This window comes from Paenibacillus sp. B2(2019), assembly GCF_008370385.1.
In the GTDB taxonomy this organism is placed as follows: domain Bacteria; phylum Bacillota; class Bacilli; order Paenibacillales; family Paenibacillaceae; genus Paenibacillus_AQ.
The window spans coordinates 53801-68739 of the sequence record NZ_VTZR01000004.1 but is presented as its reverse complement, the minus strand read 5'-3'; the positions used below and the strand labels follow the sequence as shown (position 1 = coordinate 68739).

10 protein-coding genes and 1 pseudogene are annotated in these 14939 nt (G+C 42.5%); 1 reads left to right on the top strand and 10 read right to left on the bottom strand.

What is annotated here, in order from left to right:
* Window positions 1–553 precede the first annotated feature (553 nt).
* Entirely contained in the window at window positions 554–3064 is a 2511-nt protein-coding gene (locus tag PAENI_RS06570; protein ID WP_149644726.1) for a discoidin domain-containing protein, read from the bottom strand.
* 498 nt (window positions 3065–3562) lie between these two features.
* Between PAENI_RS06570 and PAENI_RS32185 the strand changes: the two genes are divergently transcribed.
* Complete coding sequence (locus PAENI_RS32185) at window positions 3563–3709, top strand: hypothetical protein (RefSeq protein ID WP_223178916.1); 147 nt, start codon at window positions 3563–3565, stop codon at window positions 3707–3709.
* Between the two features lie 315 nt (window positions 3710–4024).
* On the opposite strand, the gene PAENI_RS06560 is transcribed toward PAENI_RS32185, so the two are convergent.
* The 9 genes and pseudogenes from PAENI_RS06560 to PAENI_RS06520 form a co-directional block, all read right to left on the bottom strand.
* Entirely contained in the window at window positions 4025–4981 is a 957-nt protein-coding gene (locus PAENI_RS06560) for a pectinesterase family protein (protein WP_149644725.1), read from the bottom strand.
* Between the two features lie 27 nt (window positions 4982–5008).
* Window positions 5009–5899, bottom strand: coding sequence for a dienelactone hydrolase family protein (locus tag PAENI_RS06555; protein WP_149644724.1), 891 nt, complete (start codon window positions 5897–5899; stop codon window positions 5009–5011).
* Between the two features lie 11 nt (window positions 5900–5910).
* A complete protein-coding gene (locus tag PAENI_RS06550; protein ID WP_149644723.1) occupies window positions 5911–7272 on the bottom strand; it encodes a glycoside hydrolase family 28 protein in 1362 nt (453 codons plus the stop codon).
* Between the two features lie 22 nt (window positions 7273–7294).
* The gene (locus tag PAENI_RS06545; RefSeq protein WP_149644722.1) at window positions 7295–8416 is read right to left on the bottom strand and encodes a glycoside hydrolase family 88/105 protein; all 1122 of its coding nucleotides are present in this window, start codon (window positions 8414–8416) and stop codon (window positions 7295–7297) included.
* A 110-nt stretch (window positions 8417–8526) separates the two neighbouring features.
* Entirely contained in the window at window positions 8527–9630 is a 1104-nt protein-coding gene (locus tag PAENI_RS06540) for a glycoside hydrolase family 88/105 protein (RefSeq protein ID WP_149644721.1), read from the bottom strand.
* A gap of 41 nt (window positions 9631–9671) precedes the next feature.
* Window positions 9672–10454 (bottom strand): annotated as a pseudogene (locus PAENI_RS06535) (carbohydrate ABC transporter permease); the annotation flags it as partial.
* Between the two features lie 22 nt (window positions 10455–10476).
* Window positions 10477–11436, bottom strand: a complete 960-nt coding sequence (locus tag PAENI_RS06530) for an ABC transporter permease (RefSeq protein ID WP_149644720.1) — start codon at window positions 11434–11436, stop codon at window positions 10477–10479.
* Window positions 11437–11540: 104 nt separating this feature from the next.
* On the bottom strand, window positions 11541–13103 hold the full coding sequence (locus PAENI_RS06525) for an extracellular solute-binding protein (RefSeq protein ID WP_149644719.1): 1563 nt from the start codon (window positions 13101–13103) through the stop codon (window positions 11541–11543).
* A 183-nt stretch (window positions 13104–13286) separates the two neighbouring features.
* Window positions 13287–14804 carry an extracellular solute-binding protein gene (locus PAENI_RS06520; RefSeq protein ID WP_262495531.1) on the bottom strand — a complete coding sequence of 506 codons (1518 nt, stop codon included), beginning with the start codon at window positions 14802–14804 and terminating at the stop codon, window positions 13287–13289.
* Window positions 14805–14939 lie beyond the last annotated feature (135 nt).

The following is a 14939-nucleotide window of genomic DNA, read 5'->3' as shown; positions in this document are numbered from 1 at the left end:
TTTACCTGACAACTGCCCTTTCTTTATTTCGTCTTTGGCTCCAGCGTCAAAAGGATTTATCGTCAGAAGAATTTTTCGAGTTAGTGGAGAACCTATATTTAAGAGGGATTACGCCCTATTTTAAAGAGTGAGTCTGTCATTCAAAATAAATCCATATGTTGTATAACAATAAAAAAGCGCGCATAGGCTTGTTTACACAATATACTCCATAAAGACTGACCTACTCTTAATGGTCCGCATTCTGTAAATACAGACTTCTGCAAGTTTTTCTTCAGAGAAATTGCCTCTATTTGTGATACGGTTCACCGCGCTGTCTGTAACGGCAAGTTTTTGAGCCATCCTTTGCGGGAGTGTCATATTTTTCCAAATACGCAGTCCCGCCGACACGTGCCCACCAGCAAATCCGGTCAACTAATAGCCGAGATATTGGATATATTCCGCCTGACATGTGATGGGGTCCAAGCTAAACAAGCCCGGCACAGTGTTTCGTGCATGGGCTTGTTTTGTTATTTGGGATGAGAACCCCATATTAGGCTTTACGTATGCTAATGGATCAGCTGCCATAAACTTCGAACTCATAAAGAGAATACCAGTCGCCTGTGCCTCGATCTGTCGCATGCATCCTTATATACCTTGCATTTACCGGTTCAAAGTAGATATCGTCTATACCACCGTCTCCATTCGTTGTCATGTATATATCCGTCCAGTTGGTTGCATCGTTCGACACCTGAATCTTATAGCCCTTAGCATGAGCATACTCCCAGTTGAGTTTGACATTGTTGACGCGGGTTTCCTGTCCGAGGTCTACATAGATCCATTGCGGATTTGAATACAGGCTGGCCCATCTTGTCGTTACATTACCATCCACCGCTTTATCGGCCGTTAATGTGGATGTCTCGTTGGAAGAGGATGTTGCCGATTTGTTTAACGCTAGATTCGGTTTGCCATAAACCTGGAATTCATATAAGGAATAGCCATAGAAGGAGTAAGCTCTTTGGGTTCCGTACATTCTTACATACCTTGCATTTACGGCAGTAAAGAATATATCGTCAATCCCCCCGTCTCCATTCGTTGTCGTATACACATCCATCCAGTTGACAGTGTCATTCGATACTTGAATCTTGTAGCCTTTGCCATAGGCAAGCTCCCAATTCAATATAACTCGATTTATGTTATAAGCCTGCCCAAGGTCGATCGTAATCCATTGCGGGTCTGCAAACTGACTGGCCCATCTTGTCGTCACGTTACCGTCAACCGCATTATTCGGAGAAAGAGCTGCCTCTTGATTGGAAGATGACGTAGCTGTATTATTTAACGCCAAATTTGTTGTAGTAGCGGATCCGACGCTGTCTCCATATACTTGAAACTCATAAATAGAGTAACCATAGCTCGTGCCCCTCTCTGTTGCGTGCATTCTCACGTATCTTGCCGTTGTAGGCACAAAGCCTATATCGTCTACACCTCCGTTGCCTGTCGTTGTCGAATACACATCGGTCCAATTGACCGCATCATTCGATACTTGAATTTTGTAGCTCTTGCCGTAAGCATACTCCCAGTTAAGTTTAACGCGTTTGATGTTATTAGCTTGCCCGAGATCGACGTAAATCCACTCTGTACTTGAATACTGTTGGCTTGACCACCGTGTACCCGGCAAATTGTCAACAGCTTTAGCAGCGGATAGAGAAGAACTTTGGTTGGATGAGGCTACTGCCGATTTACCGCTTGCAAGATTAACTGGAATGGTATACGTTCCTTTAACAAATTTGTAGATATCTTCATACATCTGTCTCCCGTCATAAACTCCGTTTACACCGTTGTTATTCTTGTTTTTATACAAGTTGTATATCCCAAAAATATCTTGATACCAACCCTTGACCGCTCCCGTCATGTATCCGTATTCTACGCCGGCCTTTAAGTAATTATCGAATCTGTTTTTAAAATCGGGGTCGAACATCGCTCTTTCGTCAAACTCCATTTCGATGCCCTTATTATATGTTTGAGCTTGGGTCGATACATTCGTCATTCTCGAATAATCAGTCTCCGGAACGAAATAGTGATTGGGCTGCTGGATGCTAAAATCGATTGCATAATTATTCCGGTTGTTGCTTTGTCCGGCACCAAAGTATGGAATCCAGGCAAGTTTCAGACCAAGCGAATGAAGATAGTTACCAGAGTTATTAATTGCATTTACTTCACCCGGATTGCCGGGATCAATATCTTCATGGAACCAGTAGAAGCCTTTTAATTCAAGGTTGCTGTATTGGGCTTGATTCCATCTGCTTAATACGGTGTCGATATACCATTTGGTTACCTTCGTCATATTGCTAGGCATCGAATTCAGATTTTCGCTGATTCCGTCGTTATCGACATCTCCGAAATTGGTGATTTCGCTATTAGGATAAGGCAGCATAATATATACTTTGGATTTGTAATTTGTTAGGTTTAGTGTGGTTGCAACTTGCTGGGTTGCTTGGTTGAGGGCATCGAGCTGTTGATTAGAGGTGAAAATGCGGTTTATATACCATTCCCAATCCGCCTTATAGGTCCACTTGGCAGGGTCCGCTGTATCACCAAAATCTCTATAGTCAGATGTGTTGATTCCTAGAAATAGAAATGAATCGAAAAAGGTGTCATCCATCACATTATTACTGTTGTAGTGCGCAACATAGGGCAAAAGCGTATTCTTGTCATACGTGCCGATTTCTCTTCCCTCGTATGTCGTTCGTCCACCGTAATATCCAGTATAAAGCAAGGCCATGTTCTTCACATTCCCAGATGCCGCGGTATTTGGTGGGAAATATCCTGTTGCAGCAGCAGCGGCAAGCGGCTGTTCTAAGTTAGAATGGGGTTGTTGCTCGAGATCAGGATCGGACTTTTCTTGTTGTCCCTGCTGATTAGGAACTTCAAGTAAAGGCTGTTGATCCTCCTGCCCCTGCGAAATCTTCGGCGACCTATCCCCTTCTCCCTTCACTACTGATGGTTGAACAGAAAAAACAATCGATAAGATTAACACAAATGATAACAGCAAGGAACTTCGTCTTGGATACCTCTGACTTCGCTTCATCTTTCATCCCCATTTCTTAGGTTTAAATGATTTTAACAAGTCTGGTACATGGTCTTGATCCGAGTGTCCATTTTATCCAAGCTCCAAACGGCCCCTTTACGACTAATTCTATGAGGCAATTTTATGCTTGAAAATAGATATCTGTTTACTTTCATATACACCTTTTTACAAATCAAAAAATGAACCGATGCACCTTTCTCTTGTTTCTTCGAAATGTGACCTACGCACATATATTCAAACCCATACGCCGCAAGGAATTCCAAAAAAAAACTTGCCCTTATTTGTGGTACGGTTCTCCGAGATTGATCTTAAACCTCCTACCCATTAGCTTAATGAACCACTCCATTTATTAACAATTATATTGCATATTCCACAAAGAAAAATCTAATGCCATTTTTTTGCGCTATTTTAATCAAATCGGAGCTAACTTTAGAAGAATTAAATAATTTTTATTCAAAGTATCGCGAGAATGAGTGGAGCTACGTAGTTGAAAAGCAAGTGAGTAATAACATTACCTTTATTGAACATCGTGATTTGAAATTCAAAGCATTGAAAGCAGAGGAACAACTAATCAGCTATTATATTGTTTATACTTGGGGCAGTAGTGACTATCCATTAAGTGATCTTGATATACGAGGGCATTAACACTTAAAGCAACAAGATATTTTTTTAGTATTAAGTAAAAGGGCGGAGAAGAAATGCATTGGAAAAAGTATTTTATTCTATTGCTACCAACGATAATAATTGGGCTATTTTTATTTTACATTCTTCCAGCAATCCAAAGGCCTTATGTTTTAATAGTTCCTATGGTATTTTGGTTGATCTATTACTTTTGGAGATATATTGAAAGAAAACAAAAGAATAAATGATAAAGCGCTCATTCATTAAAAAACGGCAGCCTAGGACTTTGTTTCACTCGTCCAGGGCTGCCTCTTTTTTTAGACAAGTCAATTACAGTACCTACTTCCAAAAATCCGACCCAGCAAAAACAAACTTTTTATCCAGCGCTTCTCCCCCATCCTCAAAGCAATCTGCCCAAGGAACACGCTTCTTACTTAGGAGCGCAGCATCCTTCACATCATATTCCTGATATCTTACAGTTTGCTCATTCGCTGAGTTATTCCAGTTGTCCCAGCCCAAAGGATGAATATGCGAACCCATCTGACAACCCACAAATACAGTCTTAGCGTACTCACGCCAAGGACGTCCTAGAAACACTGAAGTAATATCAGGGTCGGCTGTTAAGAAGCAATTCTTGAAAATAAAACCATGTGACTGTCGCTCGGGTGTCGAAGCTGCTGTTATATACCCTGCTTGATTCTCGCTATGACGCAAGCTTCGGATCTCACATTGATCGAAATAAGCCGTTGCACCACCAAAAATAAAATCGATCGTTCCTTCTATATAGCAATGCTGATACAACTGACGATACTGGGCATGATGTTCTCTCAGCGGAACGCCTCCGAATGCTCCTCGCTCTCGTGGAGTAGGTGGCAAAGGCCCTGTGAACAACGTGTCTTGATGCCCTTTAAAGGTACAATGTCTGAACACGGTTTGGTCACAATGCGCATAAACGGCTACCGCCTGACCAATATGTTCTCCCTGCCCAGCACTATTGGAAATCACCAGGTTCTCTAAGACCAGGTCGGTACCTCCCAGAAATAACGTTGGTGTAGCAAACGTATTGATTTCTTCACCCGCTTCATCACGCTCTTTGGCATAACGATTCATGGTTATTTCCACGAGGCCAATCCCTATGACCGTTAGATAAGAACGATAAATCCTAACTGTCTCATTATAGATGCCTGACAAAATATAGAGCGTATCCGCTTGGCCCGATGGCTCGCGTTCTAGCGAATCTATCGCCTCTTGAATCTTGTGATAGTCACAAAAGGATTCTTTGCCTACTACTAGCATCGTTAGTTAAGTTCCTTTCTATGGATTTTAGAGATGCTTCGCCAAAAATTGCTGCCATAAAGTCCGCATTTCCAAGGTCTCCATATGCCCACCACTAGAAATGACAGGTTGCCAATGTTCTGATTTCCCTGCCGTTTGATAAGCTTCGGACAGCCCCCTATCCAAGAGTGCTACTCCTTCAGTGGGACATAGCCGATCATTTCTGCCTACTAGACTCATTCGCGGGCGGGGAACGATCCGCTTTTGAATATCGAGCGTTGTGAAATACTTCAATAACCCGGGCACATAAGAATAGTAACCATGGTGATCTAGTCCTCTTACAGCAATTAGGGTATGTGCATCTACTTGACCACAAATATCGACAATCACCCCGACTCGTTCGTCTAATGCAGCCAGCCACCATGCCATCAAACCACCCATGGACATACCGATTGTTGCGATTCGTGACGTATCAATATCCTCACGTTGGCACATGTAATCTAGCATACGAATATTGTCATATAGCATCATGCCCCACATGACCTGCCCCTGCCACAGCATTTCCTTCACTAACTCACTCTCAGTTCTGCCACCACGCTCATTAAATCCCCACATGTCGATACAGCAAGCAGCGTAACCCATCTCTGTTAAGACTTTAGCAAAAGAGGGCTGTTGCAAATAGGAACTACTCTGAACAAACTCATTACGTCCATTCGCGTAATTCCCTCCATGAGAATGATTAAAGACAACTAGTGGAAACGGCCCTTCCTTATCCAAAGGGATTGCCACATAAGCCGGCACCTGTTCAATTCCATTAAGATCCAGTAAAAGAGATTCCAGACTATATCCGTCCCGCTCCTCTTGGTTGATCACAGTTACGGCAATCGGCTTATCCAACGGAAGATCGCCCAACAGTTCCTTCAGTTTATCAGGCTCCATGGTTCCCTCCCTTACGGACACACATTCTGTTCTGTAGGCGAAACTGTAACTTGTTCTACTAGTTTTTCTGGCTTGCTCGTGTTCTTCGAATGACAATTCATGATCTCTATGGCTTCGCCATTTTCAATATAAAAAGCAGGCCCTTCATGATTCTCGATGCTCACTTGATGGAATTGCACATCCCTTGCATTGCCCAGAAAAAATCCACGATTGTTCATGTTCTCGATCCCTGTCATCATATCCGGATGCCCGGGAACTGCATTACGTGCCATGGAGATATCAATATTTGTAAAAGTAATCTCCGATACATACTGCTCTGCAAGTCCATATAAGAATCCCGCAGATGCATGTACATTACGTGCGGTAATATTGGCGAAATGAATTCTTCTAAAGCATGGCGTTTCATCTGTAATCGGATAAGGGTTTTTGTCCCACACATACTTCTCTTTCCCGCGAGGTCCACAGAAATAGTATAGATTTAGTGTGAACGGACAAATGACGTCTTCCATTACAATATTACTGATCCGAATATCTTCAATCGTCCCTCCGCGTCCACGTCTTGATTTCATCCGTATGCCACGATCGGTTTGTTTGAATACACAGTTACTAATGGTTACATTACGAATATCTCCGCTCATTTCACTTCCGAGTACAACTCCACCATGCCCATGAACCATGGTACAATTGGTGATCGTAATATTCTCGCATGGAATGCGCTCTTTCGTATCTTCAGTTCCCGCTTTGATAGCAATGCAGTCATCACCTACATCAATATTACAGTTACTAATCCGAACATTCGTACAAGATTCTGGATTAATACCATCTGTATTCGGAGAATCAGCCGGGTTCAAAATAGATAGATTATCAATCGTCACATTGTAGCAGCCCACAGGATTAACGGTCCAGCTTGGAGAATTCACTAGCGAGACATCCTTAATCGTTACCCGCTGACAGCTATCAAATCCAATCAAAGTCGGACGGGGGTACTTGAGCTCTTCCCGACGATTCCGAAATACATCCCACCATGCTTTACCATTACCATTAATAGTTCCGCTTCCGGTAATCGATATATTGACTAAACCTTTGCCATGAATACAAGGCGTATGAACCTGCTGCTTCACCCCTTCCCATCTACATTCCACCGCAGGGTAATTCACCGGATTCGTACTGAATGAAAGGATCGCTCCTGGATTTAAATTTAATTCAATATTGCTTTTCATAACAATCGCACCCGTAAAGTAAGTACCCGCTGGCACATAAACGGTTCCTCCACCAGCCTCACTTGCCGCTTCAATCGCATGCGCAATCGCTTCTGTCGCTAACATCCCGCTATTCTTAAGCGCTCCAAAATCCTCAATATTATATACGGACATTTTATAGCACTCCTATTCTATATCAGATCCAGCCTCTTAATTGTTCGTACTCCACACAGGCTTGCAAGAAAGCACCGACACCCTTTTGGTCGTTAGTAACAATAGGCTCACTAATGTAATAAGCGAACGTGCCGTCGCGTTGATCTGCTCCACCTAACCCTGCTACTTGGCAATTCTTATTTAGATTGACCCATCCTTCTTTGGTCTCAAGAACAAACTCTGAGATAAGTCCTTGGAAGGCGAGATCTAACGATTCGTACCAACTAGCCTCTAATACGCCTATTCGAATACCTTTTGCCATAGCATACACAATCATGCTAGAAGCAGAAGCCTCTAAGTAATTCCCTTTGCGTTGCCCCAGATTCACTACTTGATACCAGACGCCAGATTCAGGATCCTGATATTTCTTCACAGCTGATAAAGTATCGTTTAGAATACGCACCAGCTCTGGATAATCGGAATGCTCACTCGGCAATAACTCTAGAACATCTACTAAAGCCATAAGATACCAGCCAAGTGAACGCGCCCAAAAGTTTGGAGAGCATCCTGTCTTGCGGTCACACCAAGGTTGAAGACGCTGTTCATCCCATGCATGATATAGCAGACCTGTTTCCGAATCCTTCGTATGCTTCTCACACAAGATAAATTGTTTCGTAACATCTTCAAGCCCCTGCCCTTCTTCAAAAGCTAGCAAGTAGGCTAAATAGAAAGGCGCGCCCATATAAAGACCATCTAACCAGATTTGATAGGGATAAATATTTTTATGCCAAAAAGCACCTTCCGAAGTTCGCGGATGTGTCTCTAGCTGCTTTCTAAATAAGGTAGCCGCTTGTTTATATTTTTCCTGCTTGGTTTCTTTATATAGCGTAAATAATAATTTCCCGTTGTTAATGTGATCGATATTGTATTCATCTAGTCGATAACCCTTAACGCTGCCATCCTCCTGAATAAAGTTATCCATCTGATCTTGAATGAATTGCAGATACTTCGCATCACCGGTTTGCTTCCAAAGCCATTCAAATCCATTCAATACGACACCATAGTCATACGTCCAGCTTCCGTTGTAGCCTTTATCTTCATAGAGCTTTGGTGTCCTCGCCATGATTGAGTCTGCTGTGCGGATTGCCCAATGTGATCTCTTCATCCCAACCCCCTGATTATCATTAAATTTAAGAATAACTTTCCCACAAAATAATAGGACTTGATTCTCAGTCCCAGAGAATCAAGTCATTGTCTAGTAAGAATTCAATCGAATCACCCTTGGATTATGCTCTCCATCTCAACACAAGCCATCACCAACGCGCCTACGCCATGTAAATCATTTTTAACTTTAGGTCTAGTGACGTAACTCTCGTAATCTCCAGCCGAAGTACCGATACAGATGTCCGGCAAAATCAACCTATCCTGCTCATCCCACTGAATGATTTGGATTAACCCTTCATACCCTTTTCTAGCCGAGGCTGTAGCGACTTCCACATCGCTTACAATGCCATGCTTCACTGCTTTGGCAATCGTGTAGACAAATAAACATGAACCTGAGGTCTCCAGCCAATTATCCGGCTCATGCCCCTTATCTACGACCTGATACCAAAGTCCACTTACCGGATCTTGATAACGAATAAGGGCATCAACAAAATCACGTAAAGTAGAAGATAATTCAGCTCGGGCTGGGTCTTGGACGGCCAACAGATCAAGAAATTGCGACAATGCGAGACCATACCAGCCCAGCGATCTGCTCCAAAATTCCGGTGAGCACCCTGTCTCCGGGTTTGACCATGGCATCCGGCGGCTCTCGTCCCAAGCATGATACAATAACCCGGTTGTCTCATCTTTCATATACTTACGCATTAACATCTCTTGATGGAGAACTGTATCACGCAAGCTAGGATCACCATAGACATTAGCATATTTTAACGAGAATACGCCTGCCATATAAAGCCCATCTAACCACATTTGGTTAGCATATTTATCCTTATGCCAATACCCACCTTCAGAGGTTTTGTTTAACGTAAGCAATAAATTCCTCAGCTTCTCCGCAGCAATGCGATACTTGAGTTTACCTGTCCGTTTATGAAGATTAAACAGCAGTTGTCCAGCTTGAACAGCATCCAGCTCATCGCGGGCGAAATAAAAGTTACCATATTCATCTACCAAATCATCCACGTATTCCTGAATATAGTTAATATAGCGGTCTTCTTGACAAGCATTCCACAAAAGTTCCATACCACACAGAAATACACCTTGATGGTAATGCCAACGATGTGCTGGAGGAAGCTCTCCCGCTCTGTAAGTATCCATTAAAGAATCGCATGCCTTTTTTGCCCAATCCATTGGTGTTGTTGGTATCCTGCCAGTCATCTCCAAGCTCCTTCCAAAGAATAATCTCTCTCTTCCTCTTATTAGCCCTTCATAGAACCTAACATGGCACCTTTGGCAAAATGCTTCTGAAGGAACGGATACACCATGAGAATTGGCAGAGTAGCTACCACGATGACAGCCATCTTAATTGTTTGATCCGGTGGTGGAACAGTGGCATCAAGCGTAGCGCTATGGTCCATTCCACTTGCAAGGACAACGATTTGTCTGAGCAGTACTTGAATTGGCCATTTCGCACTATCATCCAGATACAGAATAGCACTCATGTACGTATTCCAATACGTAACCGAATAGAACAATCCGATGGTCGCTAAAGCTGGCAAGGATAAGGGCAGAACAATTCGGAACAAAATGCCGAAGTCGTTGCAGCCATCGATTTTCGCGGATTCCTCCAAGCCCTCAGGGATATTTTGAAAAAAGTTCTTTAAGATAATCATGTTAAAAGCACTAATGGCTGAAGGTAGAATAAGCGCTGCATAAGAGTCGATAAGACCTAATTCCTTAACTACCAAGAACGTTGGAATCATTCCTCCATGAAAAAGCATCGTGAATACGACCAGGAAGTTAACTACCTTACGTCCATCCAGATCTTTTCTAGCCAGCGCATAAGCCATCAGAGAGGTAATAAACATACTGAAAATTGTTCCAATCACTGTGACCCCGATGGAAACTCCCATCGCTTTAAATAATGTGTTCGTAGAAAAGATGAACTTGTACGCTTCGAGACTCCATACTTTTGGAATTAGCACAAATTTATTCGCTGCAATCTCCGCACTAGTTGTGAAAGATCCTGCTACAACATGCAATTTCGATTCCTCCTACAACGTATCAATAAACGCCTTCTTCTCCCATTTTCTTGGAGATCTTATTCACCGTCATGACCATGATCAAACCAACAATAGATTTAAAGAATCCGATGGCTGTACTGTAACTAAACTGTCCTTGTCTTAGTCCTGCGGTGTATACATACGTATCAATAATTTCCGCGACCTCTCGATTCATGGAGTTAAGCAGCAGATAGACATGTTCAAATCCAAGATCCAGAACGGAACCGATTTTCAAAATAAATAAGGTGATAATTACGCCTCGAATCGCTGGAAGTGTAATATGCCAGACTTGTCTGAGCCGGCCAGCTCCATCCATACGTGCTGCTTCATAGAGTCCCGGATCGATTGCAGCAATGGCTGCCAAATAAATAATCGTTCCCCAGCCTGCTTCTCTCCAAATGACCTGAATAATGTACATCGGCCTGAACCAGCTTGGGTTAAGCAGGAAGTTGATTTTTTCAAAGCCAAAATAGGCTAGCAGTTCGTTGACAATGCCTCCGTCCATCGTGACCATAACGAAGGAGATGGAGACGACGATAACCCACGACATAAAATGGGGTAAATAGAATAGGGTCTGAAACGTTCTTTTGAAAAATGTACCTCGAAGCTCGTTCAGCATCAGGGCTAATATAATCGGGATCGGAAAATAAATAAGAATGTTCAATCCAAACAGGATCAGTGTGTTCACTAAAATATTTAAGAAGTCCGGTTCTGTGAACAACCTGCTAAAATGCTTCATCCCTACCCAATCACTGCCCGTTATTCCTTGGTAGGGCTTGTAATCTTGAAATGCGATAATCAATCCATACATAGGTAAATATTTAAAGATAATAAAATACAGTACGCCCGGCGTTAGCATGACATAGAGCCATTTATTTCTCCACAGCCGCTTTTTTAGTTCACTGTTACTCTTATATATACGCTTTTGTTGTGGGGCTGGCTGTGCGGTGAGTTCCTGCATGTTTCTCTTCCTTTCTCCTTCTTTATTCAAACTCTTTATTTCACCATGTGGTTAGGAGAAGAAAAGGTTGTTGAAACAGGATCAACAACCTTTTCAGCTAGAATCTATTTCTTGTACAATGCGTTATATTCTTCAATGATTTTAGCTCCGCCACGGCTCTTCCAATTCTCCACTTCTTTCTCAAATCCAGCCTTATCGATCTGCCCGTAAATATACTTGTAGGTCGCATCGGTTATGATCTGTTGGAGTTCAACACCTTTTTCTGTATAAGTAGGAGAGTCCATTGCAGCAGTTGGGTCAGGAACACCCACCTTCACATTCTCAAGAACTAATTCTTCGGCGTGAATTCGGCCTGGCAGCACGTTATAGCTTTGGTACATACCATTCGTTTCATATTCTCCGATAACGCTATCCTTAAAGCCTTTTACTTCACGCTCGATCAGCTCTTTATCATCTCCAGGCTTCGCTTTCCCGTCTTCAACGGTATAGTGAACGCCTTCAATTCCCCAATACATCAAGTTTGCAACTTCAGGGGTCATCATTTGATCAAAGAAAGCAAGAATCTTCTTCAGCTCTGCTTCATCTTTTACAGCAGATTTAGGGAACAAGACGACGTTGTTATACCCAGGAATCATCCATTGTGCAAACTTCCCGTCCGGTCCTGCAACCATACTATGTGTGTCCAGAACTGCATCCGGGAAATTCTTGATGGTATCTTTATTCAGAGAATCGATATCCTGCATGGAGCCCCCGATATAAAGGCCGCCTTTACCACTGGTGAACATATTCACCGCATCTGTTTTACTAGTAGCCGCGAAATCTTGGTTCATGTAGCCGCCATCACGTGCTTTTTTGAAAAAGTCCATCGTATCGATATACTGCGGGAACGTAAAGTCAGGTGCTAATTTACCATCCACCTCGCCCCATGTGTTCGGTGTGCCAAACCAGGAGGATACTGTTTTGAAAGCACCGTAGGTTAATTCATTCCGATCAATAATACCGGTGGTGTCCTTCTTCCCATTACCATCCGGATCTTGTTCTGTGAATGCTTTAGCCATAGCCAGCAATTCATCTACATTTGCTGGTGCTTTAAGTCCCAGCTTATCTGCCCAATCCTTACGGTAAATGATCCCTTGGCGTGCTAGCGGGCGACCGATATACAAGGTGTACAGCTTGCCATCCACTTTCGTATTATTCAGAATTTCCGGTTTCAATTTACTCAAATTAGGGAACTCGCTTAAAAGAGGACCTATTTCCCAGAACTGACCGTCTTTAATCGCGTCTTTCATTTGAATAAAGGTTGTCTGATTCTTCAAATAGGTTACTTGTGGCAGTGATCCCGTAGCAAAGGATGAATTCAGCTTTTCTTCATACGTATCTGCCGGATAGAATTGATAAGTTAACTTTGTGTTCGTCAATTTCTCCACTTCTGTTTTAATTCTGTCGGGTGGTGTTTCTGTAGTATTTAATGGAAGCATAATCTTAATTTCTGTCGGTCCTGCTTTCGCTTCTTCTTTAGGTGCTTCTGTCTCAACTGGCTTAGTAGTGCTCTCACCACTTGCAGTTTCAGAACTTGCTTGATTGTTGTTGTTACCACCACATCCAGCTAACAATGTGCTGAACGCTAACAGTGCTGTCAACAACATGGTGAAGGATTTCTTCTTCATACCATTTTGACCTCCATAATTTGTATTGGTTACGAGTTCCACGTTACATCGTCGGCAAGGTTACGAAAACAATCATTTCCCCATAAAGCCCCGTTCTTAAAGGGATCTGAGCAAATGATTATGGTGATAACACAAAAAAATCCACCGCGTCATCCGCAGTGGATCAAAGATTATCTAACCTAATTACTTTTCTATCCCAAGCTCAGCCTCACCATATTCTTTAATAATCAGATTTCCTCCGCTAGCTCTCCATTTCTCAACTTCCTTCTGGAATCCCTCAGCGGTTATATTGCCTAATATGTAATTGTACGTAGCGTCCACAATGATTGTAGACAATTCCACATTCTTTTCATCATAGGTGGATGAGCTTAAAGACACGGTCGGATCGTCGACCAGAAAAGATTCATTATCTTTACTTAGCTGATCTGCAAGTGAGGTCAATTGCTCCTTCTGAGCCACCTCCATAATGTTCTTATTACTAATATCTGCAATCATCAAAGAATATAACGGATTTACTTCTTGCACCCGCAGTTCTGAGGTTTCCTCGGGAAGAATGATTTTTCCTCCCTCAAGCTTATAATGGCGCCCTTCAAACCCATACATCATTATATTCGCTACATCTTTATCCATGGTTCGATCAAAGAATTCGAGTACCTCGCGGAGTTCATCCTCCGTAGCAATGGCTTTTTTGGAGAAGAGATAGAGTCCATTATAATTGGGTATCGACCACACCTTATATCCTACTGGCCCTTCGATCCGATTGATTAACGTAAGTTCTGCCTTTGGATTCAAATTCTGAGCTTCAATAGACAGCCGCTTTACATCTGTCATACTGCCAATAAATACACCAGCAATACCATTAATGAACTTATCACGTTGTACTTCTTTGCTCGTTAAGGCGAAATCCTGATTAATAATTTTCTCATCATATAATTTCTTCATGAAATTCATGGTGTTCATATACTCAGCGGTCACAAATTCAGGAACGAATTGATGATTCTCTAGTTTCCAATTATTCGGGGTGCCAAAATACGAACTTAATGTCTTGAATACCCCATACACAAGATCATTTCGATCGACTAATCCGAAGGTATCCTGTTTGCCATTCTGATCTGGATCGTTGTATGTAAATTGCCTCATAACCTCATACAGTTCATCCAGTGTTTGTGGATTATTTAAATGGAGATTGTCGAGCCAATCCTTACGAATAATGACCCCCTGTCTGGAAGAGGGGCGTTCCGTATATAGGCCATAGATCTTACTATCTACAGAAGTCTGCTTAAGAATAGCGGGGTTCAGTTGTTTAAGATTGGAGAACTCCTGAAGATAGGGGCCGATCTCCCAAAAGGCATCCGAACGAATAGCATTTTTCACCAGATTGTAGTCTGAGAATTTTACAAATGTGACCTTTCCCAGGGAATTGGTCGTAAGCGCCGTGTTCATCTTATCCGTGTAGACCCCCTCTGGAACCCACCTTATATCGAGCTTCACACCTGTCAGTCTTTCGATCTCTGCCATAATCTCTTTCGAAGGCTGTTGTGGAAAATGAAGGGGTGCCAAAATTGAGATGCTCGTGGGAGATACTACTGGGCCGGCTTCGGCAGATTCCTTATCGTTGCAAGCGCTTAAAAAAGAGAAGACGAGCATGGTAAATAAGCAGAAATACAGCGTTGCCCTTTTACCCATAGATACTTTAGACATTTCTGTGGCCTCCTAGGTATTGTAAGGATTATCACTCTATATCTTGAAAATTTTACAATTTATAAGCATAATTAGAGCTAATGATTATCACAGAACGAGATGATTATTGTTATTTCATACCAAGTTACATACACT

Excerpts from the sequence above, each read along its gene's own strand:
- PAENI_RS06570 (WP_149644726.1), bottom strand. The coding sequence starts at position 3,064 with ATGAAGCGAAGTCAGAGGTATCCAAGACGAAGTTCCTTGCTGTTATCA.
- PAENI_RS06560 (WP_149644725.1), bottom strand. The coding sequence starts at position 4,981 with ATGCTAGTAGTAGGCAAAGAATCCTTTTGTGACTATCACAAGATTCAA.
- PAENI_RS06555 (WP_149644724.1), bottom strand. The coding sequence starts at position 5,899 with ATGGAGCCTGATAAACTGAAGGAACTGTTGGGCGATCTTCCGTTGGAT.
- PAENI_RS06550 (WP_149644723.1), bottom strand. The coding sequence starts at position 7,272 with ATGTCCGTATATAATATTGAGGATTTTGGAGCGCTTAAGAATAGCGGG.
- PAENI_RS06545 (WP_149644722.1), bottom strand. The coding sequence starts at position 8,416 with ATGAAGAGATCACATTGGGCAATCCGCACAGCAGACTCAATCATGGCG.
- PAENI_RS06540 (WP_149644721.1), bottom strand. The coding sequence starts at position 9,630 with ATGACTGGCAGGATACCAACAACACCAATGGATTGGGCAAAAAAGGCA.
- PAENI_RS06530 (WP_149644720.1), bottom strand. The coding sequence starts at position 11,436 with ATGCAGGAACTCACCGCACAGCCAGCCCCACAACAAAAGCGTATATAT.
- PAENI_RS06525 (WP_149644719.1), bottom strand. The coding sequence starts at position 13,103 with ATGAAGAAGAAATCCTTCACCATGTTGTTGACAGCACTGTTAGCGTTC.
- PAENI_RS06520 (WP_262495531.1), bottom strand. The coding sequence starts at position 14,804 with ATGTCTAAAGTATCTATGGGTAAAAGGGCAACGCTGTATTTCTGCTTA.